Below are 25,934 nucleotides of genomic sequence, written 5' to 3'. Positions count from 1 at the left end.
CGTTCCTTCAGGCCGCCGCGTGGTGGGCGAGGACGGCGTGCGGGTCGGCGGTCACCGGGGGCAGGGGTGCGTGGTCGGTGTGCACGGTGGCGGCGGTGAGGCGGGGCACGGCGTGGATGAGGGCGTGCTCGGCGGCGACCGCCACCGCGTGGGCCTGTACGACGGTCTGGAACGGGTCCACCACGATGTCGGCCTCGGCGCGCAGCACATGGCCGATCCAGCGCAGCCGGATCTGGCCGACGCCCAGCACCCCGTCGACGCCGCGCAGTGCCCGCTCCGCGGTGGCGACCAGCTCCGGGTCGACGGAGTCCATCAGCCTCCGGTAGACCTCGCGAGCCGCGTCCTTGAGTACGAGGGCGATGCCCGCGGTGATGAGCAGGCCCACCACGGGGTCGGCGGCGCGCCAGCCGAGCGCGGCGCCGCCCGCGCCCAGCAGCACCGCGAGCGAGGTGAAGCCGTCGGTACGGGCGTGCAGCCCGTCGGCGACCAGGGCGGCGGAACCGATCCGGCGCCCGGTCCTGATCCGGTAGCGCGCCACCCACTCGTTGCCGACGAACCCGACCAGCGCGGCGGCGGCGACCGCCCACAGATGGGTCACCGTCCGCGGGTCCAGCAGCCGGTCGACCGCCTCGTACGCGGCCAGCGCGCAGGACGCGGCGACGGTGAGCACGATCGCGATCCCGGCCAGGTCCTCGGCACGGCCGTAGCCGTACGTGTAACGGCGGTTGGCCGCCCGCCTGCCGAGCACGAACGCGATGCCCAGCGGGATCGCGGTGAGCGCGTCGGCGGTGTTGTGCACGGTGTCGCCGAGCAGCGCCACCGATCCCGACACCACGACGACCACCGCCTGGAGGACCGCCGTCGCCCCGAGGATGACCAGCGACCGCCACAGGGTGCGCATGCCCTCGGCCGACGCCTCCATCGCGGAGTCCACCCGGTCCCCGGCGTCATGGCTGTGCGGGCGGAACAGATGCCCGAGGCGGTGGCGCAGCCGCGACGGACCGCTGCCGTGGGGGTGGGGGTGGGGGTGCGGGTGTTCGTGCCCGTGCTCGTGCTGGTGCCCGTCGTGGTGCCCGTGCCCGTGGCCGTGCCCACGCTCGCCGTGGTGCTCGTGCCCGTGCTCGCTGCCGTCCATGGTTCCTACGATGCCAGCAGGAGCCCATTGCGGCTATCACCGTCATACGTGCGCTGACCAGGTGCGATGCATTCGCAACTGCGCCGCTTTCGCCGTTCGGGGGGAGACCGGCGGCCCGGTGGACCGGGGCGAGAAGGCACCGGCCGCCCGCCGGGGATGCTGTAATGCCCGGGTGAACGTGAGCGGAGGAGTACGGGCGGCGGGGGGCGCGGTGACGGCGTGGCCGGGGACGGCGCCCGGGGTCGGTGTCGACGTGCTGCGTGTCTTCTGCGGCCCGGACGGGCGGCACGGCAACGCGCTGGGTGTGGTGCGCGACGGCTCGCGCGTGCCCGGCGAGCGGGCCCGCCAGGAGCTGGCCGGGCGGCTGGGCTTCAGCGAGACGGTGTTCGTGGACGACCCCGAGCGCGGCGCCGTCGACATCTACACCCCCGGCCTGCGGCTGCCGTTCGCCGGGCACCCGCTGGTCGGCGCGGCCTGGCTGCTCGACCTGGAGATCCTGGAGACGGCCGCGGGCGAGGTCTACGCCCGCTACGACGGCGAGTTCACCTGGATCACCGCCCGCCCCGAGTGGGCGCCGCCGCGCACGCTGCGCCGCTACGCCTCGGTGCGCGAGGTCGAGGATCTGGCGGTGCCCGAGCCGGGGGAGTGGCTGTACGCCTGGTCGTGGATCGACGAGGCCGCGGGCCGGGTCAGGGCCCGCGCGTTCCCCGGCCGCGACGACGGCATCGACGAGGACGAGGCGACCGGCGCCGCCGCCCTCCTGCTGACCCAGCAGCTCGGCCGGGCCCTGAACATCACCCAGGGCCGCGGCTCACAACTCCTCACCGCCCCCGCCCCCGACGGCACGATCGAGCTCGGCGGCCGGGTCCGCCTGGAGTCCGTACGCGACGCCTGACGAGGCGCCAGCGCATGGCACGGCGGTGTACGTCACCGCCACGCGACCGGCGACCCGCCCGGCCGCCGCGACGGGGGCCAACCCCCGTACCCGTCCTGCGGCCAGCCGGATTGCCGCGGGCCGGCGCCGATCCGTAGCGTCGTGATCATGATCGGACAACGACACGCACGCTCCCCGCGCACCGCCACGGCGGCGCTCGTCGTGCTGGCCGCGACCTCGGCGCTGACCGCGGCGCGACCCGCCGCGCCGCACCCCTCGCTGGAGGGCACGTGGCGCACCGACGGCTACGGACGGATCGTCACCGTGCACGACGGCAGGCTGCGGACGTACGACATCTCCGCCGCCGGTTGCCTGCCGGGCCTGCTCTCGGGGACGCGCACCGGCCCCGTCGGGCCGGACGGGGCCGTGGAGTTCACCGTCGACGGGCAGCCCGAGCTGACGCTGCGCCCGCGGGGGCGCGACCGGGCCGTGTGGAACGCCGCCGCGGACGTCACCGACATCCGGATGCGGCGGTTGGCCGCCCTGCCCGCGGTCTGCGCCACGCCGGTGCGGGACGACCCCCGTGCCGTCTTCGACGTCTTCTGGGCGACCTTCCAGGAGAACTACCCGTTCTTCGCCGCCAAGGGTGTGGACTGGGAACAGGTCAGGGACCGCTACCGGCCGCGGGTCACCGCGCGGACCACCGACGCCCAACTCCTCGCGATCCTCTCCGACATGGTGCGCCCGCTGGCCGACGCCCATGTCGGCATCCGGGCCGGGGCCACCGGCTCGTTCTGGCAGCCCCGCCCCGGCACCCTGCCCGTCACCGACGACACCTTCGTCACCCGCGCCTGGCAGGCCACGGGCGCGAACCTGGGCGCCGGGCTGCGTACCTGGGCCCAGGGCAAGATCGGTTACGCGGACCTGCCGGGCGGCGTGGGCTATCTGCGGATCACCTCCTTCCAGGGCTACACCGACCAGGACGCGTACGCCGCCGACGCCGCCGAACTCGACCGCGCCCTGGACGCCGTCCTCACCCCCGGCGCCGCCCCGCACGGCCTCGTCCTCGACCTGCGGCTCAACGGCGGCGGCTCCGACCGGCTGGCCCTGCGGCTCGCCGCACGGCTGACCGCCCGGCCGTTCACGGCCTACGCCAAGCAGGCCCGTACCGACACGCCGGGCCCGGTCCGCTTCACCCCGCCCCAACCCGTCACCGTCACGCCCGCCGGCACCCACCCCTACACGGGCCCCGTCACCGTCCTGACCAGCAGCGGCAGCATGAGCGCCGCCGAGACCCTCACCCAGGCCCTGATGAACCGCACACCGCGACCGTTGCGCATCGGCGCCCCCACGCAGGGCATCTTCTCCGACACCCTGGACCGGTCACTGCCCAACGGCTGGATGTTCGGCCTGCCGAACGAGCGCTACCTCGACGACGACGGCCGCTCCTACGACGGCGCGGGCATCCCGCCCGACCTCACCGTCCCCGTCTTCACCGACGACGAACTGGCCCACGGCCGCGACTCGGCCCTCGCGGCGGCCCGGGCCGTTCTCGCGGATCCCGATCCCCTTTAACGGGCGGTGCTTTGACGAGGTGTCAGCGCCCGGCCGCGCCACCCCCGTGGACGCGGCCGGGCGCCGGTATGGAACCGGTTGTATGCGGCCGGTCGGAACGGGGTATGCCCCTAGGTTGTCGTGTGACGGGCGCGGGCGCATCATGCTTCGAATGTGGCCGAAGTGACGCCGGGGGTGTCCGTCGACAGCAGGCGCAGACCCAGTGGAGTCACGGTGTGCAGCGCGTACTTGCCCGCGCGCCGGGTGGCGAGCAGGCCGCTGTCCCGCAGCACGCTGATCTGGTAACTGGCGCTGGGCAGGGACACGTTGACGGCGGTGGCCAGCTCGGAGGTGGTCCTGCCGTCGGCGCGGGCCACCTCGTCGAGTACGGCCGCGCGGGTGCGGCCGAGGAGCCGGGCCAGGCCGCCGCCGGCGTCCGGTCCGCGCACCGCTTCGAGCGGGTCCTTGGCGATCGGGTACACGAGGACGGGTGGCAGGTCGGGGTCGGCCAGGCTGGTGGGCCGCCGCCAGCAGAAGTACGAGGGGACCAGCAGGAGTCCGCGTCCGCCGAGGTGGAGGTCGCGGTCGACCGGGTAGTCCACTTCGAGCACCGGCGCCTTCCACACCGCCCACGGCCGCAGCCCGTGCAGCAGCGCCTGCGTGCCGCCGTCCATCAGCGCGCGGGTCCGCAGGGCGACGTCATGGCCGACCGCCGCGCGGATAGGGGTCCAGTGCGGGGCGACGGCGGCCCGATGGTACGCCGCGAGCGCCGTGGTGAGCGGCCGCAGTCCGCCGCGTCCGGGTACGGCCTCGGCCGCCCGGGCCCCGGCGTGGCCGCCCGCCAGCCGGGCGAGTTCGGCGGCCAGCCGGCGCGGCGGGGTGCCCCGTACCTGGTCGAGCGCCGCGGAGAGTTCACCGCCCGCGGGTAAGGGAGTGAGGAAGTCGGGGATGTAGCCGGCCGCCGGGATGAGGGTGCGCAGCAGCGGCAGGGCGGCGTGGGCCGGGCGGTCGGCGCGCAGCCGGTGCTGGGCGGTGCGGCGCCAGCCCCCGAAGTCGAGCGGCCCCTGCCGGGTCTGCAACCGGCAGACGCTGCACACCAGTTCCCACAGCGGGTCGGGCTGCCGCGCGATACGGACGCTCTGCAGATCGTCGGGTGTGAAGTGGATGCGCAGCACGGGACTCCCTCTCTACGGCCCTCACACGGACCGCGGCCCTCCGGTCACGGGCTGTAGACGGGGACGGATCCACGCGCCGCACGGTTGCGTGCCCGCAGGGAAGCCGCCTGCCACGGGTCGCCGCCCCGCCCGCCCCGCCCGGCGTCACCGCTGGTCAGGCGCCGTGCCCGGCGCCGGTGCCCGTGCCGCGTCCGCCGATGAGTCCGTCGACCACGAGGCGGAGGGTGCGGTCGATGGCCGCGTCCTGGTCGGCGGGGGGCATGTGGCGCAGCGGGCCGTCGAGCAGCAGGACGGCCAGGCCGTGGACGGCGGACCAGGCCGCGTACTCGGCGTGCGGGCGGTCGTCGGCGGGCATCACGCCGGTGTCGACCAGGCCGTCGAGGATCGTGCCGAGCATACGGAAGGCGCTGTCGTCCCAGAGATCCCTGTGCTCGGGGTCGGCGCTGCCGCCCTCCGCGGCCTCCGCACCGGTCCTGCGGAAGGCCGTGGCGAAATAGCCCGGCTCGGTACGGGCGAAGTCGACGTAGGCGCGGCCCGCCGCGATGAGCCGCGCCTGCGCGGCGTCCGTCACGTCGCCGTCGCTCGGGATTTGGGCCAGGGCGGCGCCGATCCGCTCGGCCAGCACGCCGAGCGCGCGCTGCTTCACCCGCTCCAGCAGGTCCTGCTGCCCGGCGAAATGGCGGTACGCCGCCGTCGCCGAGACCCCCGCCCGCCGGGCGGCCTCCCGCAGCACGACGGCTTCGGGGCCGCCCGCCCGCGCGAGGTCGGTGGCGGCGTCCTCGAGCGCCTGGGAGAGGTTTCCGTGGTGGTAGGACGTAGTGCTCACACCCCCATCATCCCCAAAGTTGACGCCGTTAACATCTCGTGCCACAGTGGGCCGGAGTTGACACTGTTAACATCTGACCGGGGAGAGCGGATGCTCGGCACATTCGGCAGCCTCGTCCATCGCAGGGCGAAGCTCGTACTGATCCTGGCCGCGGTGGTGGTGGCCCTCATAGGCGCTGCCGGAGCCGGTGCCTTCGGCCAGCTCAAGGGCGGCGGATTCGACGTACCGGGAGCGCAGTCCACCCGCGCCGCCCAGGTCGTCGACGACACGTTCGGCGGCCGGCCGAACCTGGTGCTGGTGGTCACGGCCCGCGGCGGGTCGGCCGACGACCCGGGCCCTGCCGCCTCCGGCGCCGCGCTCACCAAGGCACTCGCCGCCGACCACGACGTCCACGGCGTGGGCTCGTACTGGACCTCCCACAACCCCGCCATGAAGTCCAAGGACGGCGCGTCCGCCCTCGTCGTCGGCCATGTCGACGCCGACGACAAGGCGCTGGTCGACCGGGTCGTCGCCGCGCACGTCCACGACGACGGCGCGGTCACCGTGCGGGCCGGCGGCGACGCGATGGTCAGCAGGAGCGTCAACACCCAGGTGGTCAAGGACCTCGCGCTGGCCGAAGGGATCGCCATCCCGCTGACGCTGGTGCTGCTGATCCTGGCGTTCGGCGGCTTCGTGGCCGCGGCGCTGCCGCTCGCCGTCGGCCTGGTGGCCATCCTCGGCACCTTCGCGGAGCTCTCCGTCCTCGGCCGGATCACCGACGTCTCCGTCTTCGCCGTCAACATCACCACCGCGCTCGGCCTGGCACTCGGCGTCGACTACGCGCTGCTGATGGTCGCCCGCTACCGCGAACTGGCCGCCAGGGGAGCCGATCGCCGCACCGCGGTGGTCACGACGGTGCGCACCGCGGGCCGGACGATCCTGTTCTCCGCGGCGACGGTCGCCGCCGCCCTCGCCGCGCTGCTCGTCTTCCCGCTCTACTTCCTGCGGTCCTTCGCCTACGCCGGGATCGGCGTCGTGGTCGTCGCCGCGCTCAGCGCGCTGATCCTCATGCCCGCGCTGCTCACGGTGCTCGGCAAGCGGGTCGAGGTCGGCAAGCTGCCCTGGTCGAAGACCGAGCGCCGGGGCAGCGAGGCGCCCTTCTGGGGCCGCCTCGCGGGAGCAGTGATGCGCCGCCCCGTGGTGGCGCTCGCGCCGCTCGCCCTGCTGCTCGCCATGGCCAGCCCGCTGCTGCACGTCAGCTTCGGCACCCCCGACGAGCAGGTGCTCCCGGCGTCGGCGCAGGTCCGCCAGACCTCCGACCTGCTGCGTACCGACTTCTCCGGCGACCAGGCGACGACGCTCCAGGTGGTGGTCACCGGCGACCCCGGCGACCTCCCGGCGCGGCTGGCCCGGCTGCCGCACGTCGTACGGGTGGACAGCGCCACGGCCCCCGGCACCCGGCTGCTGACGGCGTACACCGACGTCACCGGCCACTCCGGCGACGCGCAGCGCCTGGTGAAGGGCATCAGGGCGCTGCCCGAGCCGTCCGGCACCACGGTCCTGGTCGGCGGCGAGGCGGCCCAACTGGTCGACACCAAGCACGCGATCGGCTCCCGGCTGCCGTACGCCGGCGGACTGATCGGCCTGACCACACTCCTGGTGCTCTTCCTGTTCACCGGCAGCGTCGCCCAGCCGATCCGGGCACTGATCCTGAACGTCCTGGGCATCTCCGCGTCCATCGGCGCGATGGTCTGGATCTTCCAGGACGGCCATCTGTCCTCCTGGCTCGGCTTCACCCCACGGCCGATGGACACCGCGATGACGGTGCTGCTGTTCTGCATCGCCTTCGGGCTCTCGATGGACTACGAGGTCTTCCTCACCAGCCGCATCAAGGAGCTGCACGACTCCGGCTCGGGCCCGGCCGCCGCGGTCACCGAGGGGCTCGCCAGGACCGGGCGGATCGTCTCCACGGCGGCCGGACTGCTGGCCGTCAGCTTCTTCGCCTTCGGCACGGCCTCGGTCAGCTTCCTGCAGCTGTTCGGCCTCGGCTGCGGCCTCGCCATCCTGATGGACGCCCTGCTCATCCGCGGCATCCTGGTGCCCGCCGCGATGCGGCTGCTCGGCCGCCACGCCTGGACCGCCCCGGGCCCGCTGCACCGGCTGCACCGGCGCATCGGCCTGACGGACACCGAGCCCGACCCGGAGCAGGGGGCCGCGCCGCGGACCCCGTCCGAGCCCGTCGAAGCCGGGCCGGACGACCTGCGGCGCCGAGCGGTCGGTACGGGGGACCGGTAGCGTGGTGAGCGGTTTCCGCAGCACGCCAAGGTGTCCACAGGCAGGGCGAGGGAGTCTGGATGGGATCGGAACCAGCCAGGGGGCCGGACCGCGGGTCCCGGTTGGCCTCGGTGGTGACCTTCGTACGCGACCTGGACCAGTCGGTGGAGTTCTACCGTGAGCTGCTGGGCATGCGGGTCACGGTCCGCACCAGCACCGCGGCCCTCCTCGTCGGCTCCGACGAGACCCAGCTGTACGTACGGGCCATCGGTCCCGGCGGCGAGCACCCGCTCGGCGCCGTCGGCGTCCAGTACGTGATCTGGACCGCCGACAGCATCGAGGACCTGCACCGCTGCGAGCGGGCGCTCAAGGAGCGGTCCGCCCACACCACGACCAGGGAGATGGCCGACGGCTACACCATGGTCGAGGGACGCGACCCGGACGACCTGCCGCTGGTCATCGCCTACCCCGGCCCCCAGGTGGCGGCACGCAGCGAGATCATGCCCCGTATCTACGCCTGGTGACCGTCACCCGGCCGGGTGACACCTGAAGTGCTCAGGCCGTCGTGCGCCGCGTGCGTTCCGAACCGGCGTCGGTGATGTCGAGGAAGACCCGGTCGGCGGCGGGCCAGCGGTCGTGGATGGCGTGCCGGATCCGCAGGCTGACCTCCTCGACGTGTTCGCTGTCCATCCCGCCCACCAGGTCGATCCGGGCCGCCACCAGGGTGGAGTCCAGGCCCAGCCGCATGGTGAGCAGTTCCTCGATGGTGTCGATCTCCGGCTGCTCGGCGAGCAGGCCGCGGATCCGGTCGCGCAGCTCCGGGTCGGCGGCCAGGCCGATGAGCTGCTTGTGGGCGGTGCGGCCGAGTCCGAAGGCCACACCCATCAGCAGCACCCCGATGGCCATCGAGGCCGCGGCCTCGCCCACGGCGCTGCCGGTGACCATGTGCACCACCATGCCGGCGGCGGCCAGCAGCACGCCGACCACTGCCGTACCGTCCTCGGCGAGCACCGTACGCAGCGCAGGGTCGTCGGTGCCCCGCTCGGAGCGGCGTGCCTGGCGGATTGCGTTGAGCAGTGAGGCGCTCTCGGCGAGCAGCGCGACCAGCAGCACCGCCAGGCCCGCGAGGTAGCCCTCGCGGGTCTCGTCGTGCGTGCCCTTGAGCGCCTGCAGGCCCTGGTAGAAGGAGAAGCAGCCGCCGAGCACGAAGATGCCGACCGCGGCGAGCAGCGACCAGAAGTAGCGCTCCTTGCCGTAGCCGAAGGGGTGCTCGTCGTCGGGCGCGCGGTGGCTGCGGCGCAGTGAGGCGAGCAGGAAGACCTCGTTGAGGCAGTCGGCCACCGAGTGGGCGGCCTCCGAGAGCAGCGCGGGGGAGCCCGCGAAGACGCCCGCCACCGCCTTCGCGGCGGCGATCAGCACATTGGCGCCCAGCGCCACCAGGACAGAGCTCCTGGTGCCCTCGTCCTGTGCCGTGCCGCCGGACCGCTTCGCCGCCATGGGCGTCCCCTTCCCCCGTCGCCCCGGGGTACGCGGGCGCCGGGCACGGAACCGGCGGTGGCACCGGTCGCTCACCGTCAGGCGCGCGGCGGCATGCGTCGCCGGGTCGTTCCGGGGCATCCGGCAGGTTATGGCAACAGGATCGGCAACACCGTCATCATCAGCCCGAGGGCGGGCCGGACGGGCCGCGGGCAGCACCGCGGTCGCGGCCGGGGCGCGTGCGGGGTTCGTGGCCCGCGGGGTCATCTACGTCCTCGTCGGCGTCCTCGCGGTACGCCTCGCCTTCACCCACGGCAGCCGTCAGACGGCCGACCGCGGCGGGGCGATCGCGGAGATCGCCCACCACCCCTTCGGCAGCGTCCTGCTGTGGCTGCTGGGCGTCGCACTGGCGGGCATGGCGCTGTGGCGGCTGTCGGAGGCCGCCTTCGGCCAGGCCGGTCCCGACGGCGCCAAGGCGGGCAAGCGGGCGGCGGCCGCGGGGCGTTGCGTCTTCTACGGCTTCGTGTCGTACTCCGTGCTGGCCTACGCGATCGGCGAGAAGGGCAGCGGCGGCGGGTCCTCCGACAAGACCTCACGGGACGTCACCGCCAAGGCGCTGGCCTGGCCCGGCGGGCAGTGGATCGTCGGCGCTGCCGGAGTCGCGGTCGTGTGCTGCGGACTGTGGATCGCCGCGCGGGCCTGCATGCGGAAGTTCCACAAGCATCTGCGGATGGGCGAGATGTCGCGGCGGCAGCGGCGCGCGGTGGATTTCGTCGGGGTGTTCGGCGGGGCCTCCCGCGGAATCGTCTTCGCGACCGCCGGCGGCTTCGCGGTGGCCGCCGCCAAGCGCCACACACCCGGCCGGGCCACCGGCATGGACACCACCCTGCGCTCCTTCGCCGGTACGCCCGCCGGGCCCTGGCTGCTGGTCCTGATCGCCCTCGGCCTGGTCGCGTTCGGGGTGTTCTCCTGGGCGAGCGCCCGCTGGCGCGTGGTGTGAGCCGTCGAACGGGCCCGGCCGCCGAAGCGGCCGGGCCCGTGTCAGTTCGCCGGGGGCTCGTCCTTCGCGGATCTCGTGCGCAGTTCCCGGCCGAGCAGGGCGGCCCCGAGGACGACGAAACCGACGCCGATCAGCCAGCTCTGCACGACGAGCACCGTCCCGACGGCGCCGTAGCTGACGGCGTTGGTGACGATCAGCGGGGAGAACACCCACGAGGAGAACGCCCGCAGCCCGACGAGTCCGGCCATGGTGAACACCGCGCCGGGCAGCGCCTGGTGGCCGCTGATCCGTCCGCCGAGCAGGAAGCGCTGGCCCCAGCAGAAGAAGACCGTGCCGAGGACCAGGGTGAGCACGACGCGGGCGGCGGTACGGGCGGCGCCGCCGTCCAGCACGCTCCCGCTCTGCGCCTCGACGAACAGGTACGCCGTGAGCGCGGCCAGCCACACCGCGCGGCGCCACACGCTGTGCCACGGGCTGGCGGGCAGGTCCCAGACCTTGCGGTAGCCGGTCTCCACGCTCGCCGCGAAGGACAGCCCGAAGACGGCGAGGGAGGCCAGGCTCAGCGCGCTCGTCGCGCTCAGCACCCGCCGCGGCGCGACGAACAGATGCCGTACCGCCTCGGCCGGGTGCGCGGACAGGCCCATGCCGTCGACCACCCACTGCGCGAAGCCGGTGTGCTGGAACGGCGCTGCGGCCGCCACCACCACGAGCAGCGGCATCAGGGTGACCATGCCGAGCGCGGCGAATCCCATGGAGCGGTGGAGCAGTTCCAGCTCGCCGCCGCGCTTCCACATCCGCGTCACGACGGTGTCGCGCGGGGCCTGGCCTACCTCCGACATCCCGGGCCCACCTCCTCGGGCACCGGCCCGCCGCCCTTGTCCGCGCGGGCCACGCAGAGGTCGGCTGCCCCGAGTCACCGGGCGGAAACCCCGGGCGTCCGGCCCGCACCGCGGGGCAGGGGAGGACCATGGGGGGAAGAGCCGGTCCACCGGACCGCCCGAGGCGGGGCGGGGAAGGGACCACAGCAATGGCTGGCCAGGACCACGACGGGGGCCTGCGACGGATGCTCGCCGGGCTGGCCAGCGCCAGCCATCTGATGTCGCTGCGCGCGATGCCCCGCGAGGTCAGGACGCACGCCGCCGCGGCGGGCATCGACGACGTGCAGATCTACCTGACCGACCTGCAGGAGAGCGTGCTGCGGCTGATGACCGGCGAGGGCCTCGACGCACGTGGGGACGCGGACGCCGGCGACGCCGAGCTGAAGATCGACGGCACCATGGCGGGCCGGGCGTTCCAGAACGGCCAGCTGATCGCCTTCCCCGGTGAGGCCGAGGCGGGCGTCGCGTGGTGGGTGCCGCTGCTGGACGGCACCGAACGGCTCGGGGTGCTGCGCGCCGCCACCGCCGCCGACGACGAGGAGACCCGCGGCAACCTGGAGCTGCTCTCCTCGCTGGTGGCCCTCATGGTGGTCAGCAAGCGCAGCTCCAGCGACGCGCACGCCCGGCTGGTGCGGACCGACGCGATGAACGTGGCCGCGGAGATGCAGTGGCACCTGATGCCGCCGCGTACCTACGCCGACGACCGGGTGGTGGTCGGCGCCGCCATGGAACCGGCCTACCAGGTCGGCGGAGACGCCTTCGACTACGCCCTCGCCGACGACGTGCTGCACATGGCGGTCTTCGACGCGATGGGCCACGACACGTCGGCCGGGGTGACGGCCAACCTGGCGGTCGCCACCTCCCGCAACCGGCGCCGCCAGGGCTTCGGCCTGGCCGAGACCAGCGTGGCGATCGAGCTGGCCCTGGAGCACGAGTTCCACCGGGCCAGGTATGTCACCGGGATCCTGGCCGACCTGAACACCCGGACCGGGGCGCTGTCCTGGGTGAACCGCGGCCACCACCCGCCGCTGGTGATCCGCGGCGGCCGCTGGACGACCCACCTGACCTGCCCGCCCGCCCACCCGATGGGCACCAACCTGGGCCTGGAGCCCACCCTCTGCCATGAGCAGCTCGAACCCGGTGACCGGCTGGTCCTCTACACCGACGGCATCACCGAGGCCCGCAACCCCGGGGGCCTGGAGTTCGGCCTGGACGGCTTCGTGGACTTCCTGCTGCGCCACCACGCCAGCGGGCTGCCGGTCCCCGAGACCCTGCGCCGCCTCATCCACAGCATCCTGGACCACCACCACGGGCAGCTCGCGGACGACGCGACCGTCCTGCTCGTGCAGTGGCTCGGCGCCACCGACCACAGCCGCCACGTGGCGGAGCACCTGGCCGGAATGCCGTCCCAGCACCCCGCCGAGCAGGCGGCGGACCCGCCGTCCTAGGCAGGGACAGGCCCTAGGGCCTGTCCGGCGGATCACGAACGGCCCCTTCGGCGCCTGGCACGCTCCCCTAGACTTCGTCCGGGGGTGCCCCCACCGCCGCGTTGCCGAAACACCCAAATAGCTCCGCTATGTGGGTATCTGGGGGCACCTCCCAGCGGTAGCTGGGGGAGCCTTGCGCTCGCACGCTCCCCCAGACTCCGTCCGGGGGTGCCCCCAGACACCGCCTGGACCGCCCATGATCCGCCGGACAGGCCCTAGGCGGCGTCGGTCTTCGGGAACACGTACTCGTCGAGCACGATGCCGAGCGCGACGGCGACCGGGATGGCGACGAGCGCGCCGATGATGCCCAGCAGCGAGCCCCCGGCGAGCACCGCCACCACGGTCACCACGGGATGGACGTCGACGGCGTACCTCATCGCGCGCGGCATGATCAGGTAGTCCTCAGCCAGCCGGAAGGCGATGTAGAAGACCGCCGTGGCCACCGCCACCGGCAGGGATCTCGACAGGGCCACCAGGCTGACCACCACACCGCCCACCGTCGAGCCGACGATCGGGATCATGTCCATCAGGGCGACGAAGAAGCCGAGCGCCGCCGGATACGGGACGCTCCACGCCGCGCACCACGCGAAGGTGGCCAGACCCGCGATCACCGAGGTCGCGACGTTGCCGAGCATGAAGCGGCCGACGCGGTTGAGGATCTCCTCCGAGACCGACTCGAAGCGCTCCCTGCGGGTGCCGGGCACGAAGCGGTAGCAGAAGCGCTTGATCGTGGGCAGCCCGGCCATCACGTACAGGGCCACGGTGATCACGATGACGGCCGAGGTCACGGTGCTGAGCACGAGCTGGCCCGCGCCGAGCACACCACCGGCGACCTTGGACGCGCCGCCCGAGCTGAGCTGGTGCTGGGCCTTCTCGATGACGTGGTAGCGGTCCTCCAGCCGTCCCAGGGTGGAGTGGTGGTCGTGCAACTGGGTGCGCCAGCGGTTCACCGCGTCGGTCAGCCCGGTCGCCGCCGCGCCGACCGGCGGCACCACCAGCGCCACGAACCCGGCCAGCACCACGGCGAAGCCCGCCACCACCGCGGCGACCGACCACGCCCTCCGCAGCCCGTGCCGGCTGAGCCAGCGGACCACCGGCTCCAGGCTGACCGCGATCACGAACGCGAGCAGCAGCAGCGTCAGCAGCTCGCTGAGCCGCAGCACCGTACGGACGAGCAGCCAGGCCAGCACCGCGCCGAGCCCGGCGCCGAAGCCGATCGTGAACCAGGACCGCCCGCCCGGGCCGCCCGGCACCCGGGCAGGACCGCGAGGACCGCGGGGGCCGGACGGGCCCTTCGGGTCGCGCGGGCGGTCGGGGTCGTGCGGAGCCGCCGCGCCCGGGTCGGCGTCTCCGGCGGGTGTGTCCGACATCGGCGGTGCCTCCCTCCGCGTCTCCCTCCGACCGCTTCCCGGTCGTCTCCGATCTACGCGAACCAGTTCCGTGCCCGGAGGCGGCCGGATACCGCGGCGGCTACGGGCCCGCCGTCATGGCCAGGTCGGACGTGGACCGAGCCGCTGAGAACATCAGAACCCGCCTTGCGCGAGGTCGCGCGCCGTGCGTGGGCCGGATCAGCGGTGCCCGGCCGGATCAGGGGTAGGCCCTCAGGTATGACGCGGCCCGACATCACCCTCGGTGTGGAGGAGGAGTACCTGCTCCTCGACGGCGCCACCGGCCTGCCCTCGCCGCGGGCCGCGCAGGTGCGGGCCGCCGCCCTCCTGGAACCGCTGCTCGACTCCGGTGAGGTCGACGTCGAGCTGCTCCAGGCCCAGGTCGAGGTCGCCAGCCCGATCTGTACGACGCTGGACGAGGTCGGCGCCCATCTGCTGCGGTTCCGGCAGGCGGTCGCCCGCGCGGCGGACCTGGCGGGCTGCAGGCTGGCCGCCACCGGCGCCGCGCCCATGATGGCCGCCGGGGAGTCGGAGCCGGTGACCCCGAGGGCCCGCTACCACGAGATGCGCGACGACGCCGCACGGCTGGTCGACGAGCAGCTCATCGACGGCATGCACATCCACGTCGCCGTGCCCGACCGCGAGGCGGGCGCCCGCGCGCTGGGCTGTCTGCGGCCCTGGCTGCCGGTCGTCGTCGCGCTCGGCGGCAACTCGCCGTACTGGGACGGCCGGGACAGCGGCTTCACCAGCTGGCGGACCGTGGTCTTCGGCCGCTGGCCGGTCAGCGGCTCCCCGCCCTTCACCTCCGACGCCGCCGAGTACGAGCGGCGGGTCGAGGCACTGCTGGCGACCGGGGTGATACCCGACCGGCACCAGATCTACTGGCACGCGCGGCTGTCCGAGCGGTACCCGACGCTGGAGGTGCGGGCGCCCGACGTCCAGCTCGACGTGGACAGCGCCGTGACGATCGCCGGGCTCGCCCGCGGCATGGTCGCCACCGCGCTGCGCGAGGCCCGCCGCGGGGCGAGGCCGCCGGACCCGCCCGGCAGCATCCTCCACGCGGCCGGGTGGCACGCGGCCCGGCACGGCCTGGGCCGGGACCTGGTCGACCCCAGGCACGGGACGCCCGCCCCGGCCGCCGATGTCGTCGGCGCCCTGCTGGACCACGTCTCGCCCGCACTGCGCGAACTCGGCGACGCCGAACGCGTCACCGAGGGCGTCGCGCGCCTCCTCGACGGCGGCACCGGCGCCGAACGGCAGCGCGCGGCCGTGGACAAGGGTGACCTGCCCGCGCTCCTCGACCTGATCGCGCCCGGCCCGGGGTAGGGATCAGGGGACTGGGCGTCCCCCGAGGCGTACTACCGGCGGACCGGGCGGAGGAGGCGAGATGACGGCACCTGACCAGGGCGGTACCGAGCCCGCGGCCGGGCGGCGGGACGGCGACCCCGGGCGGGACGAGACCGAGGAGGAGCGGGCCGACCGGCGCTGGACCGACCTGCTGCAGGAGCTGCGTGTCGCCCAGACGGGTGTGCAGATCCTCTTCGGCTTCCTGCTCACCGTCGTCTTCCAGCAGCGGTTCCACGAGCTCTCGGCCACCGACCGGCACATCTACGTCGTCACCGTCATGCTCGGCGCCGCCACGACGGGCGCGTTTCTGGGCCCGGCCGCGATGCACCGCATCCTCACCGGCCAACACGTCAAGGCGCAGACGGTGGTCTGGGCGTCCCGGCTGACCGTGCTGGGCCTGGCGCTGCTGCTGTGCACCATGGCGTGCTCGCTGCTGCTGGTGCTGCGGGTGGTGGTCCGCGACGCGCTGGCGGCGTGGATGGTGGGCGCGATGGCCGTGTGGTTCGCGCTGTGCTGGTTCCTGCTGCCGCTGTGGGTCAGGCACCGCAGCCGCTGAGCCGTGTCCGGCGTGCGTACGGTTACGGGTGGGCCTCGCCGACCAGGCTCTGGGTGCCGAGCACGCCGATCAGCGCCAGCCGTTCGGCGTCGTCGGTGCCGGGCTCGGCCGTGTAGACCATGATCCGCAGGTCGCTGCCCGCGACGCTGAGCAGGTCGCAGTCCAGCGTCACCACGCCCACCTGCGGGTGGTCGATGGTCTTCTGCGCTGTCTCGAAGTGGCCCATCACACCGGAGTCCCACAGCTCGGCGAACCGGGTGCTGTTCGCCCGGAGTTCCGAAATCAGGCGGTGCAGCCGCTGGTCGGACGGGTAGCGGTTGGCGGTGGCGCGCAGCCCGGAGACCTGGGCGATTTCCAGCGCGCGCTGGGACTGCGGGCTGTGGCGCACGCGGTTGCCGCCGCTGCCCAGGAAGGTCCGCCACACCGCGTTGCGCTCCTTGCCGCGCGGCTCGCCCATCAGCGCGGTGTACAGCGGGTTGGCCAGCAGCACCGTCCAGGTCGCGTCCGAGACCATGACCGCGGCCCCGGTCAGCCGGTCCAGCATCCGCTGGACGCTGGGCGTGATGTACGCGGGCACCGTGCCCTGTCCGGGCGGCACCAGCCCGGCGACGTGGAAGAGATGCTCGCGCTCGCGGGACGTCAGCCGCAGCGCCCGGCCCAGCGCCTCGACGACCTGTTCCGACGGGTGGCTGGCCCGGCCCTGTTCGAGGCGGGTGACGTAGTCGACCGAGATCCCGGCCAGCAGCGCCAGCTCCTCCCGGCGCAGCCCGGCCGCGCGCCGCTGGCCGCCCGCGGGCAGCCCGGCCGCTTCGGGGGAGACCCGGTCGCGCCAGCGCCGTACGGTCTGTCCGAACTCGGTGGTCGCCATGACACCACTGTGCACCCGCGGGCCCCCGGACTTCCTGGTACTGGCGTTCCCAGGAAGACGGGACTTCTGGCTGACCCCCCGGGCCGCCCCGCACGGTGGAGGCATGACCACCACATTGATCACCGGAGCGAACAAGGGTCTCGGCTTCGAGACCGCCCGCCGGCTCGTCGCCGCGGGCCACACCGTCCACATCGGGAGCCGCGACGCGGCCCGCGGACGCGCCGCCGCCGAGCGGCTCGGGGCGCGCTCGGTCCAGCTCGACATCACCGACGACGCGTCCGTGGCCGCCGCGGTGCGTGCCATCGAGGCCGAGGGAGGACTGGACGTACTCGTCAACAACGCGGGGATCCAGGAGGAGATGGGCCCCGGTATGGCCATCGTCGGCGCCGCGGACACCACCGCCGACATGATGCGGGCGACGTTCGAGACGAACGTCTTCGGGACCGTACGCGTCACCCACGCGTTCCTCCCGCTGCTGCGGAAGTCCGCGGCTCCCGTCGTCGTCAACGTCAGCAGCGGCCTGGCCTCGCTGGCCCTGGTCTCCACCCCCGACACCCCGACGCACGCCTACCCCGGCGTCGCCTACCCGACGTCGAAGACCGCGGTCAACATGCTCACCGTGCAGTACGCGAAGGCGTTCCCCGGCATGCGGATCAACGCGGTGGAACCCGGCTACACCGCGACCGACCTGAATCTGCACTCCGGTCACCAGAGCGTCGAGGAGGGCGCCGAGATCATCGTGCGGATGGCGCTGCTGGGCCCCGACGGACCCACCGGGGGCTACTTCGACGCGGAGGGCACCCTGCCCTGGTAGCCGTAGCCGTAGCCGTAGCCGTAGCCGTAGCCGTAGCCGTAGCCGTAGCCGTGGTCACCCCGCGCCCGCCGCCATCACCAGCCGGGCGATCTCGACCCGCGACCGGACCCCGAGCTTGCGGTAGACGCGGGTCAGCGCGGCCTCCACGGTCTTCACGCTGACCACGAGGGACGCGGCGATCTCGCGGTTGCTGGCGCCCTGCGCCACGCGGGTCACCACGCTGCACTCGGTGACGGTGAGCCGGTCGGCCCACGGGTCCGGCGGGCGCGGCGGGGCGGCGGCCGCCGCCCCGGTACCCGTGCCGTTGCGCTCGGCCAGCGTCACCGCGACCCAGGGGCGGGCGCCGCAGCTCGTGAAGAGCCGCAGGGCGCCCGCGAGCGCCGTCCGTGCCGCGCGCGGCTCCTCCCGGCGGCGCAGCACGCGGCCGAGGGCCAGCAGGGTGGCGGCCTCCTCCAGCGGGTACGGCAGGGCGTGGAAGGCCGCGGCGGCCGTCTCCAGGCCGCGGGCCGCGGCGTCGAGATCGCCGCGCGCCTCGCCGACCAGCGCCGCCGCCCGCTCGATCGTCACCAGGACCCCGCGCCGCGCCAGCCGCACCGCCTGCGTCCTGGCGCGCGCGATCACCTCGTCGGCCTCCGCGAGCGCGCCCACCCGGGCCAGCGCCTCGGCCAGGTCGGCGTGCCAGCGGCGTACCGCCGGATCGCCGAGGCCCTGGGCGGTCTCCATCGCGCCCGCCGCGCGCAGCAGTTCCGCGGCGGCCGTCTCCTCCCCGCGCAGCAGCCGGATACGCCCCTCGGCATGCAGTGCCCGGGGCAGGAAGAGCCGGTCGTCCTCGTCCTCGCTGTGCCGTCTGGCCTTCTCCGCGGCGGCCAGCGCCTCGTCGAAGCTGCCGCCCGCGGCCTCCGCGAGGGCGACGGTGTACCACGCGGGCCCCTGGCTCAGCCCCGACTGCTCCGCCGCGCGCAGCCCGTGCCTGGCCACGGTGAGTGCCTGCTTGCACCGGCCGCGGTGCACCTCGACCTGTGCCAGGCCGCACAGGCACTGCCCGAGGCTCTCCGCCGAGCCGCGCTGCCGCAGGGCGTAGACCAGGGCCCGCAGGTCGGCGGCGGCGTCGTCGAGCCGGTCGTGCGCGAGATGGAAGCGCGAGCGGGCGTAGAGCGGGCCGTTGTGGTCGGCCATGGCGAGCGCGTCGTGGGGCGCGGCCAGCGAGTGGGCCAGGGATCGCTCGGCGCCGGGGACGCCCAGGAACAGCTCCAGCGCGGCCTGCTGGGTCAGCGCCATCACTTCGGTGTGCCGGTCGCCGGCCTCCGCGGCCAGTTCCGCCGACCGTACGGCGTGGCGCCGGGCGGCGGCCGCGGAGCCCGCCACCATCCACTCCCGCCAGCTCAGCCGGTAGTGCAGCTGGGCCAGCAGTCCGGGGTGGTCGCGCGCGTCGTGCAGCGCAAGCGGGAAGACCCCCGCGACCTCCGCCATGTTCTGGCCGCACGAGTCCAGGACGACGTTCCAGGCGTGTACCCGCTCCGCGGGCCGCTCGGTGTCGCCGAGCACCTCGTAGGCCAGCCGCCGGGCGAGCGGGAAGTCGCCCGCGGCGATGGCGTCCTCGGCCGCGGTCAGGCGCCGCTCGACGCCGGTCTCGCGCTGGCCGACCGGGGTGCGTTCCGCGGCCAGCCACCCCAGCAGGGCCGCGGTCGCCGGGGCGCCGCGGCGGCGTGCCGCGCCCGCCGCCTCGGTCAGCCGCGCGGCGGTCTCGGCGTCCGGGCCCGGCACCAGGCGCGCCAGGTGGTGGGCGCGTTCGACCGGGTCGGCGGCGGCCTCCGCCAGCGCCCGGTGGATCGCCATGCGGGTGTCGTACGGGGCCTGTTCGTAGAGGACCAGCGGCACCAGCGGGTCGCAGAACCGTAAGGGGCCGTGGGCCGGACGCTCGACGAGGCCGTGACGCGACCCCGCGTCGATGTCGGCCGACGCCGTCGGACGCCCCGCCCGGGTGAGCAGCTCCACGGTGGGACGGGCGGCGGCGCTCGCGGTCAGCAGGGTGCGGCGCACGCCGTCCGGCAGCGCGGCGAGCCGGGCCAGCACCGGTGCGCGCAGGCTCTCGGGGATCGGCAGCGGCTCCGCCGCCTCGGCCAGCGTGCGGCCGGACGCGGCGGCACGCTCCGCGACGGCGCGGGCCAGCGCCAAAAGGCTGCGCGGGTTGCCGCCCGCCGCCCGGTGCAGCCGGGCCAGCAGCGGCCGCGGCCACGGCGGTCCCTCCAGCGCGTCGAGCATGTCGGCACCGTCGCGTACGGTCATGGGCGGCACGGCCAGGGTACGGACCGGCTCCGGGCACAAGCTTTCCGGCGCGAGCCCGGCAGCTCCCGGCCCGTTCGGGGTGCGGGTCGGTTCGGGGCACAAGCTCTCCGGCGCGAGCCCCGCGGCCCCCGGCCCGTTCGGGGTGCGGATCGGCTCGAAGCAGGGGCTCTCCGGCGCGAGCGCCGCCCCCCGCCCGCCCAAGGGGTCCGTCGTGGCTGAGACCAGGACGGCCAGCCGCGGGCCGCCCGACCGCCGGGCCAGGAAGGCCAGGACCTCCGCGGTGGGCCGGTCCAGCCACTGCGCGTCGTCGACGACCAGCAGTACGGGCCCGCCGCCGCTCATCGCCTCCAGCACCTTCCGCACCGCGAGGCGGACCATCAGCCGGGCGCGGGGGCTGTCCAGGTCCTCCCCGGGCGGCACCGGCGCCCGCAGCAGCGCCGCGTCGAGCACGGCCCGCTCGTGCGGCGCCAGCACCCCCAGCTCCGTCTCGGCGGCCTCCGCCAGGAGATCGATCAGCCCGAGATACGGGCAGTCCGCACTGGTCGCGGCCCCGGCGCAGCGCAGCACGCGATGCCCGGCCACCCGTTCGTACTCCTCGGCCAGCCGCCCCAGCACCGTACTGCGCCCGATCCCGGCCGGCCCGGTGACCACCAGCCCGCCCCCGGCCGCGAGATGGGAGCGCCCGGCGGCGAGCAGCGCACCCCGCTCGGCGACCCGCCGCGAGCGTGCGCCGTCAGCGGGGTCCGCCGCGCCGAGTGTGGGCGCTTCTCCGTGCCGGGGCGGACCGTCGGCCGGTTCCGCCGTGCCGCGCGCGCGGCACGGCCGCGAGGAGTCAGGGGGAAGGGGCATGGGGGGAGCCTCCTGACAGGGGTCCTGTGCAGGTCATGGACCCGACAAGCCTGGCCCGGCGCGAATGTAGGGGGATCGCCGCCGGGGGTCAACATCCCGCGCACCAGTTGTCACGGTCGCCTCACGGGCCGTGGCGGGGGCGCGGGACACGACCCGGTGCCGGGCCGGTGGCGGGGAGGCCACCGGCCCGGCTCGGCGCGGAGCGAGCCGCGTGGTGCGCGGGCGCCGCGACCGCTGCGGTTGTCAGGTCATCCGGTCGCGGACCTGCGGCTCAGCAGGCGCCCTGGTCCTGCCAGACCGCCCAGGAGGCCGGGGCGTCGGGCTGGGCGCCCGTCGAGTACCAGGTCGACTTCCGCTTGTGGCCGTTGTACGACACCTGGTCGCCCGGCACGTAGCTGGTGCTCGCGCTCCAGGCGGGCAGGTTCCCGCAGCCGCCGGGCGGCGGGTTGCCGCCGCCGGTCACGGTCCAGGTGAAGCTGGTGGTGCCGCTGGCGTTGGCGGTGTTCTTCGCCGTGACCGTCACCGACGAGGTCCCCGCGGCCGTGGGGGTGCCCGAGATCAGACCGGTCGAGGCGTTGACCGACAGCCCGGCGGGCAGCCCCGTCGCGCTGTACGTGAGCGCGGAGCCACCGGGGTCGCTCGCGTGGATCTGCAGGGAGACGGCGGTGCCGACGGTGCCGGTCTGGTTGCCCGGGTTGGTCACCGAGGGCGAGCCGGGCTGGCTGCCGCAGGTGCCCGGTACGGGGTCGGCGCCGGTGACGCTGACCGCCGCCCACGCGGCGTCGATGGTGTTGTACTCCGTGCAGTGCGCGCCGTACAGGTCGGCCGCGGCCTTGAGCGAGTCGATCCGCGCCTGGTGGTAGTTCTCGGCGCTGTTGGCGTACGAGGCCAGCGCTTTGTACCAGATCTTCCCGGCCTTGTCGTTGCCGATGCCGGTGACCGTGGAGCCGTTGCAGGTCGGGCTGTTGCCGTAGCCGTGGTTGCCGCTGCCGACCGCGGCCAGGAAGAACCAGTGGTTCAGCGGGCCCATCGAGTAGTGCGGGTCGAGGCCGCCGTTGGAGCTGTTCCAGCAGTCGGGGGAGGAACCGTCCAGGGAGGGCTGGTACATCCACCGCAGCGGCTGGTTGTTGCCGTTGATGTTGATCAGCTCGCCCATGGTGTAGTCGGGCGTGTCCACCGGGTTGTTGGCGTAGAACTCCACCAGCGTGCCGAAGATGTCGCTGGTGCCCTCGTTCATGCCGCCGGTCTCGCCGGTCTCGTCCCAGCCGGTGAGCGCGCCGCTGACGCCGTGGCTCATCTCGTGCCCGGCGACGTCGAGTTCGACCAGCGGACGGGAGTTGCCCTGGCCGTCGCCGTACGTCATCTGGGTGCCGTCCCAGAAGGCGTTGACGTACGCGTTGCCGTAGTGGGTACGGGACGGGACGCCGCGGCCGTCGCCGAAGATGCCGTTGCGGCCCTGGACGTTCTTGTAGTAGTCGAAGGTCTCGGCGGCGCCGTAGTGGGCGTCCACACCGGCGGAGGCGGGGTCGTCGTTCGCCCCGTCGCCGAAGGTCCCCGAGGAGTTGGCGAAGGTCGAACCGGTGCCGCTGGTGGCGTGGTTGAGGTTGGTCGTGTAGCCGTTGCCGTGGGAGGGGTCCTTCATGGAGTACGTGGAGCCGGACTGCGTGAGGTCGAGGGAGACCTGGCCGCTGTAGATCGAACGGCCGCTGCCCGCGGTCAGCGGGACCGCCGCCGGACCCATGGCCGGCGCCGCGGCGGTGGCCGGGTGGAGGCCGGCCGGTGCGAAGGTGTCGACGTCGTCGTGGGTGCGGACGACCTTGCCCGTACCGGCGTCGACCAGGACGTGCAGTGCGCTCGGCGTCCCGTCCGCGCGCGTGCCGCTGACCACGGTCTCCCAGACCAGCGCCGCCGTGGCGCCGTCCACCTGCACCGCGAGACGCGGCGCCGACACCGAGGAGGGCGTCCCGCCGAAGGCCGCTCTGGACACCGCCGAAGCCCTGGTGGCGGCCACCTCGGGGGTGGTCGACACCGCCCCCGAGGTGCGCGCGCCGACGCCCATGTCCCGGTAGGTCCCGTCCTTGTCCAGATGGACGACCACATCACCGCCGTACACCGGCAGGCCCTTGTACGTACGGTCGAAGCGGACGTCCGCGGAACCGTCACGGTCGACGACCATGTTCCGTACGGTGTACGCGTCGCCCTCCGTGGTGTGGGCCTGGGCGGCGTGCGCGGCGAGCGCCTGCCGCGCGTGGGCGGTGACGTCCGCGCGGACCGCGGCCGACGGGTCGGTCGTGAACGGCGCCGCGGAGAAGGCCGCGTGGCCCGCGGGAAGCGGCCGCGACCGCGCCTGCGGCGACGCGGCGGTGGCCGCGGGCAGGGCGACGGCGGCGGCGGACACGCAGGCGAGCGTGGCCACCGAGAGTCGCGCGAGTATGCGAATCTGCATGGGACAGGGGTTTCCTTTCACCTCATGCGTGGGGGGTCCCGCTGAGTGTGGGAAACCGTCCGTCCTTCTGTGCAGGCTGTGTGCGCACCCCGAGGGGTATCCCTAACGGCCGTTGCCCCCATGCCGACCCGCCGCCCGGCTATAGTTGGCTGTGACCGATTTGTAACGATCTGCACTCTTGGTGAGCCCATTGAGCACCAGGCCAGGCCCGCTCCCTCCCGCGCGGCACGGCTTCCTGAAAGCCGTCGCGCGGTGGGTTCCCGAGCGGCTGCGGCAGGACGGGCAGCGCGGCGAGCGGCGGGACGGGCAGAGCGCCGTCCCGGACCTCGGCGACGCGCACCGCGCCCTCCCGGTCGGCGCCTGGGACTGGAACATCCACACCGGCGAACTGCTGTGGGACGACGAGATGCCGCGGGTGCTCGGCATCGCCCCTGACGACTTCGACGGGCGGATCGAGAGCTGGCGGGCGCTGATCCACCCCGACGACCTGCCCGTGGTGCTCGCGCAGGCCGAGGAGTCGCTGCAGAGCCACGCCGAGTACCTGGTACGGCACCGGATACGCCGGCCCGACGGCACCGTGGCCTGGGTGGCGGTCCGCGGACTGATCGTGGTCGGCGCGGACGGTGCGCCCGCCCGCATGATCGGGCGGCTGTGGGCGACCACCGAGACGCTGGCGGCCCTGGACTCCGCGGGCCGGGCGCTGCGGCACATGAGCGACGGCTTCCTCGCCGTCGACGTCGACTGGCGGGTCCTCTACGTCAACGACCAGGCGAAACGTCTGCTGCACTCCGCGCCCGACCTCGTCGGCCGCACGCTCTGGGACATCCCCGCGGTCCGCGTACCGGGGTTCGAGACGCAGTGCCGCGCCGCGGTCACGGAGCGCGCACCGACCGGGCTCGACGTACGGCTGCCGACCGACGGGCGCTGGTACCACCTGCGGTTCATCCCCGTCCCCGACGGTCTGACGGTCTATCTGACCGACATCACCGAGCGGCGGCAGGCCGAGGCCGAGCGGGTCGCCGTGGACCGTGCGGCGGCCGAACGCTCCGCGCGCATCGGCGAGTTGACCGCCGCGCTGGCCGAGGCGCTCACCGCAGAGGACGTGGTCGCCGCCGCCGCGCAGCGGGTGCTGCCGCTCTTCGGCGCCGCGGGCCTGATCGTGCACGCCCGGGTCGGCGACCGGGTGCGTGCCGTCGGCGCCGTCGGCTACCCGCAGTCCTTCCTCGACCGGCTCGCGGACGGGTTCCCCGCCGACATCACCGCCGAGGCCACCGTGGACCCCACCGGCGGCACCAGCGAACGGCCGCCGGGCGCCAGCGTGCCGACCTTCATCGCCTCACCGGAGGAGATGGCGGCCGCCTACCCGGACGTCGCCGAGATCGCGGCGCTCAGCGGCAAGCGCGCCTGGGCGTTCCTGCCGCTCATCGTGGGCGGTTACCAGGTCGGCGGCTGCATCGTCTCCTTCGACCACCCCCGCCGCCTCACCGGGGAGGAGCGGACCCTGCTGATCGCGCTGAGCGGGCTGGTGGCCCAGGCGCTGGAGCGCGCCCGGCAGTACGACGCGGAGCACGGCCGCGCGCAGGCGCTCCAACGCGGCCTGCTGCCCCGGGTGCTGCCCGCGCTGCCCGCCATCACCGCGGCCGCCCGCTATCTGCCCGCCAGCGGCGGCAAGTTGGGCGGCGACTGGTACGACGTCATCCCGCTGTCCGCCGACCGCGTCGCCCTGGTCATCGGCGACGTGATGGGCCACGGACTGCCGGAGGCCGCCACCATGGGCAGGCTGCGTACCGCCGTCCGCACCCTGGCCGGTCTCGAGCTGCCCCCCGACGAGCTGTTCACCCACCTCAACGACCTGGTCAGCGACCTCGGCGACGACTTCTACGCCACCTGCCTGTACGCCCTGTACGACCCCGTCACCGGCATCTGCACCCTCGCCAACGCCGGGCAGCCGCCGCCCGCGGTCATCCGCCCCGACGGCAGCGTGTCCTTCGCCGACTTCGCCGCGGACCCGCCGCTCGGCGCGGCCACCCCGCCGTTCGAGACCACCGAACTACGGCTCCCCGAGGGCAGTCTGCTCGTGCTGTACACCGACGGCTTCGTGGAGTCGCCCCGGCGTGACATCGACAGCGGCATCGCCCAACTGGCCAAGGCCATCACGGCGAGCCTGGCGGTCGCGCCCGCTCACCGCGGCCGTCACGCGGAGCCGCACGGCGACAGCGAGGCCGCCCGGCTCGACCTGCTCTGCGAGTCGCTGGCCGCCACGCTCCTCCCGGCGCAGGAGCAGACCAGCGACGACGCGGCCGTCCTCATGGCCCGCACCCACCTCCTGCGGGACGACGACGTGGCGGCCTGGACCCTGCCCGAGGACCCGGTCGCCGCGGGCCAGGCCCGCGACCACGTCCGGCGCCAACTCGCCCACTGGCGGCTCGACGACCTCGTCCCCACCACGGAGATGCTCGCCAGCGAACTCGTCGGCAACGTGGTGCGGCACGCGAAGGGCCCCATCGGCCTGCGCCTCCTGCGCAGCCGCACCCTCGTCTGCGAGGTCTCCGACGGCAGCCTCACCACGCCCCGCCTGCGCCGCGCCGACGACACCGACGAGGGCGGTCGCGGCCTTCAGCTGGTCGCCGCCCTCAGCCAGCGCTGGGGCACCCGCTACACCCCCGACGGCAAGTGCATCTGGACGGAACAGCCCCTGTCCGGAGCGGGCGACTGAGCCCGC

The 25,934-nt window shown here is 74.3% G+C and carries 19 protein-coding genes; 10 read left to right on the top strand and 9 right to left on the bottom strand.

All coding sequences use genetic code 11. The annotated features are described in order from the left end of the window. Positions 1–7: 7 nt before the first annotated feature. Positions 8–1,135, bottom strand: a complete 1,128-nt coding sequence (locus tag AB0M29_RS14835) for a cation diffusion facilitator family transporter (protein WP_365382650.1) — start codon at positions 1,133–1,135, stop codon at positions 8–10. A 211-nt stretch (positions 1,136–1,346) separates the two neighbouring features. Here AB0M29_RS14835 and AB0M29_RS14830 point away from each other — a divergent pair, with 211 nt between their 5' ends. Together AB0M29_RS14830 and AB0M29_RS14825 are read left to right on the top strand one after the other, a co-directional pair. Further along, positions 1,347–2,030 carry a PhzF family phenazine biosynthesis protein gene (locus AB0M29_RS14830; protein ID WP_365382700.1) on the top strand — a complete coding sequence of 228 codons (684 nt, stop codon included), beginning with the start codon at positions 1,347–1,349 and terminating at the stop codon, positions 2,028–2,030. 147 nt (positions 2,031–2,177) lie between these two features. Beyond that, on the top strand, positions 2,178–3,584 hold the full coding sequence (locus AB0M29_RS14825) for a S41 family peptidase (RefSeq protein WP_365382649.1): 1,407 nt from the start codon (positions 2,178–2,180) through the stop codon (positions 3,582–3,584). 140 nt (positions 3,585–3,724) lie between these two features. Here AB0M29_RS14825 and AB0M29_RS14820 read toward each other — a convergent pair whose 3' ends face one another. Continuing rightward, positions 3,725–4,738, bottom strand: a complete 1,014-nt coding sequence (locus AB0M29_RS14820) for a helix-turn-helix domain-containing protein (RefSeq protein ID WP_365382648.1) — start codon at positions 4,736–4,738, stop codon at positions 3,725–3,727. A gap of 154 nt (positions 4,739–4,892) precedes the next feature. Beyond that, positions 4,893–5,564, bottom strand: a complete 672-nt coding sequence (locus AB0M29_RS14815) for a TetR/AcrR family transcriptional regulator (protein WP_365382647.1) — start codon at positions 5,562–5,564, stop codon at positions 4,893–4,895. Between the two features lie 90 nt (positions 5,565–5,654). Between AB0M29_RS14815 and AB0M29_RS14810 the strand changes: the two genes are divergently transcribed. Beyond that, positions 5,655–7,838, top strand: a complete 2,184-nt coding sequence (locus AB0M29_RS14810) for an MMPL family transporter (RefSeq protein WP_365382646.1) — start codon at positions 5,655–5,657, stop codon at positions 7,836–7,838. 59 nt (positions 7,839–7,897) lie between these two features. Further along, complete coding sequence (locus AB0M29_RS14805) at positions 7,898–8,341, top strand: VOC family protein (RefSeq protein ID WP_365382645.1); 444 nt, start codon at positions 7,898–7,900, stop codon at positions 8,339–8,341. 31 nt (positions 8,342–8,372) lie between these two features. On the opposite strand, the gene AB0M29_RS14800 is transcribed toward AB0M29_RS14805, so the two are convergent. Continuing rightward, positions 8,373–9,314 (bottom strand): cation diffusion facilitator family transporter, encoded by a 942-nt coding sequence (locus AB0M29_RS14800; protein WP_365382644.1) that lies wholly within the window; start codon positions 9,312–9,314, stop codon positions 8,373–8,375. Between the two features lie 130 nt (positions 9,315–9,444). On the opposite strand from AB0M29_RS14800, the gene AB0M29_RS14795 reads away from it, so the two are divergent. Beyond that, complete coding sequence (locus AB0M29_RS14795; RefSeq protein WP_365382643.1) at positions 9,445–10,293, top strand: DUF1206 domain-containing protein; 849 nt, start codon at positions 9,445–9,447, stop codon at positions 10,291–10,293. Positions 10,294–10,334: 41 nt separating this feature from the next. On the opposite strand, the gene AB0M29_RS14790 is transcribed toward AB0M29_RS14795, so the two are convergent. Further along, entirely contained in the window at positions 10,335–11,132 is a 798-nt protein-coding gene (locus AB0M29_RS14790) for a ribonuclease BN (protein WP_365382642.1), read from the bottom strand. 188 nt (positions 11,133–11,320) lie between these two features. Between AB0M29_RS14790 and AB0M29_RS14785 the strand changes: the two genes are divergently transcribed. Beyond that, entirely contained in the window at positions 11,321–12,619 is a 1,299-nt protein-coding gene (locus AB0M29_RS14785; protein ID WP_365382641.1) for a PP2C family protein-serine/threonine phosphatase, read from the top strand. Between the two features lie 254 nt (positions 12,620–12,873). Here AB0M29_RS14785 and AB0M29_RS14780 read toward each other — a convergent pair whose 3' ends face one another. Further along, positions 12,874–14,028 (bottom strand): AI-2E family transporter, encoded by a 1,155-nt coding sequence (locus AB0M29_RS14780; RefSeq protein WP_365382640.1) that lies wholly within the window; start codon positions 14,026–14,028, stop codon positions 12,874–12,876. A 237-nt stretch (positions 14,029–14,265) separates the two neighbouring features. Here AB0M29_RS14780 and AB0M29_RS14775 point away from each other — a divergent pair, with 237 nt between their 5' ends. Both AB0M29_RS14775 and AB0M29_RS14770 read left to right on the top strand, forming a co-directional pair. Next, a complete protein-coding gene (locus AB0M29_RS14775; protein WP_365382639.1) occupies positions 14,266–15,372 on the top strand; it encodes a glutamate--cysteine ligase in 1,107 nt (368 codons plus the stop codon). 61 nt (positions 15,373–15,433) lie between these two features. Continuing rightward, the gene (locus tag AB0M29_RS14770; RefSeq protein WP_365382638.1) at positions 15,434–15,949 is read left to right on the top strand and encodes a DUF6328 family protein; all 516 of its coding nucleotides are present in this window, start codon (positions 15,434–15,436) and stop codon (positions 15,947–15,949) included. Positions 15,950–15,971: 22 nt separating this feature from the next. Here the strand turns inward: AB0M29_RS14770 and AB0M29_RS14765 are convergent, their stop codons facing one another. Then, entirely contained in the window at positions 15,972–16,817 is an 846-nt protein-coding gene (locus AB0M29_RS14765; protein ID WP_365382637.1) for a helix-turn-helix transcriptional regulator, read from the bottom strand. A 103-nt stretch (positions 16,818–16,920) separates the two neighbouring features. Between AB0M29_RS14765 and AB0M29_RS14760 the strand changes: the two genes are divergently transcribed. After that, on the top strand, positions 16,921–17,631 hold the full coding sequence (locus AB0M29_RS14760; protein WP_365382636.1) for an SDR family NAD(P)-dependent oxidoreductase: 711 nt from the start codon (positions 16,921–16,923) through the stop codon (positions 17,629–17,631). Between the two features lie 54 nt (positions 17,632–17,685). Here AB0M29_RS14760 and AB0M29_RS14755 read toward each other — a convergent pair whose 3' ends face one another. After that, the gene (locus AB0M29_RS14755; protein WP_365382635.1) at positions 17,686–20,766 is read right to left on the bottom strand and encodes an AAA family ATPase; all 3,081 of its coding nucleotides are present in this window, start codon (positions 20,764–20,766) and stop codon (positions 17,686–17,688) included. A 271-nt stretch (positions 20,767–21,037) separates the two neighbouring features. Beyond that, the gene (locus AB0M29_RS14750; RefSeq protein WP_365382634.1) at positions 21,038–23,212 is read right to left on the bottom strand and encodes a M4 family metallopeptidase; all 2,175 of its coding nucleotides are present in this window, start codon (positions 23,210–23,212) and stop codon (positions 21,038–21,040) included. Between the two features lie 190 nt (positions 23,213–23,402). Here AB0M29_RS14750 and AB0M29_RS14745 point away from each other — a divergent pair, with 190 nt between their 5' ends. Further along, positions 23,403–25,928, top strand: a complete 2,526-nt coding sequence (locus AB0M29_RS14745) for a SpoIIE family protein phosphatase (RefSeq protein WP_365382633.1) — start codon at positions 23,403–23,405, stop codon at positions 25,926–25,928. Positions 25,929–25,934: the final 6 nt, after the last annotated feature.

This window comes from Streptomyces sp. NPDC051976, from assembly GCF_040680795.1.
Taxonomy (GTDB): Bacteria; Actinomycetota; Actinomycetes; order Streptomycetales; family Streptomycetaceae; genus Actinacidiphila.
The sequence above is the reverse complement of the archived record's forward strand: the minus strand, read 5'-3'. Positions and strand labels throughout refer to the sequence as shown.

What these genes read in the sequence shown, in the direction of transcription:
- AB0M29_RS14780 (WP_365382640.1), bottom strand. Translation starts at nt 14,028, where the DNA reads ATGTCGGACACACCCGCCGGAGACGCCGACCCGGGCGCGGCGGCTCCG.
- AB0M29_RS14755 (WP_365382635.1), bottom strand. Translation starts at nt 20,766, where the DNA reads ATGCCCCTTCCCCCTGACTCCTCGCGGCCGTGCCGCGCGCGCGGCACG.
- AB0M29_RS14800 (WP_365382644.1), bottom strand. Translation starts at nt 9,314, where the DNA reads ATGGCGGCGAAGCGGTCCGGCGGCACGGCACAGGACGAGGGCACCAGG.
- AB0M29_RS14760 (WP_365382636.1), top strand. Translation starts at nt 16,921, where the DNA reads ATGACCACCACATTGATCACCGGAGCGAACAAGGGTCTCGGCTTCGAG.
- AB0M29_RS14775 (WP_365382639.1), top strand. Translation starts at nt 14,266, where the DNA reads ATGACGCGGCCCGACATCACCCTCGGTGTGGAGGAGGAGTACCTGCTC.
- AB0M29_RS14765 (WP_365382637.1), bottom strand. Translation starts at nt 16,817, where the DNA reads ATGGCGACCACCGAGTTCGGACAGACCGTACGGCGCTGGCGCGACCGG.
- AB0M29_RS14810 (WP_365382646.1), top strand. Translation starts at nt 5,655, where the DNA reads ATGCTCGGCACATTCGGCAGCCTCGTCCATCGCAGGGCGAAGCTCGTA.
- AB0M29_RS14790 (WP_365382642.1), bottom strand. Translation starts at nt 11,132, where the DNA reads ATGTCGGAGGTAGGCCAGGCCCCGCGCGACACCGTCGTGACGCGGATG.
- AB0M29_RS14835 (WP_365382650.1), bottom strand. Translation starts at nt 1,135, where the DNA reads ATGGACGGCAGCGAGCACGGGCACGAGCACCACGGCGAGCGTGGGCAC.
- AB0M29_RS14750 (WP_365382634.1), bottom strand. Translation starts at nt 23,212, where the DNA reads ATGCAGATTCGCATACTCGCGCGACTCTCGGTGGCCACGCTCGCCTGC.
- AB0M29_RS14770 (WP_365382638.1), top strand. Translation starts at nt 15,434, where the DNA reads ATGACGGCACCTGACCAGGGCGGTACCGAGCCCGCGGCCGGGCGGCGG.
- AB0M29_RS14825 (WP_365382649.1), top strand. Translation starts at nt 2,178, where the DNA reads ATGATCGGACAACGACACGCACGCTCCCCGCGCACCGCCACGGCGGCG.
- AB0M29_RS14805 (WP_365382645.1), top strand. Translation starts at nt 7,898, where the DNA reads ATGGGATCGGAACCAGCCAGGGGGCCGGACCGCGGGTCCCGGTTGGCC.
- AB0M29_RS14785 (WP_365382641.1), top strand. Translation starts at nt 11,321, where the DNA reads ATGGCTGGCCAGGACCACGACGGGGGCCTGCGACGGATGCTCGCCGGG.
- AB0M29_RS14795 (WP_365382643.1), top strand. Translation starts at nt 9,445, where the DNA reads ATGGCAACAGGATCGGCAACACCGTCATCATCAGCCCGAGGGCGGGCC.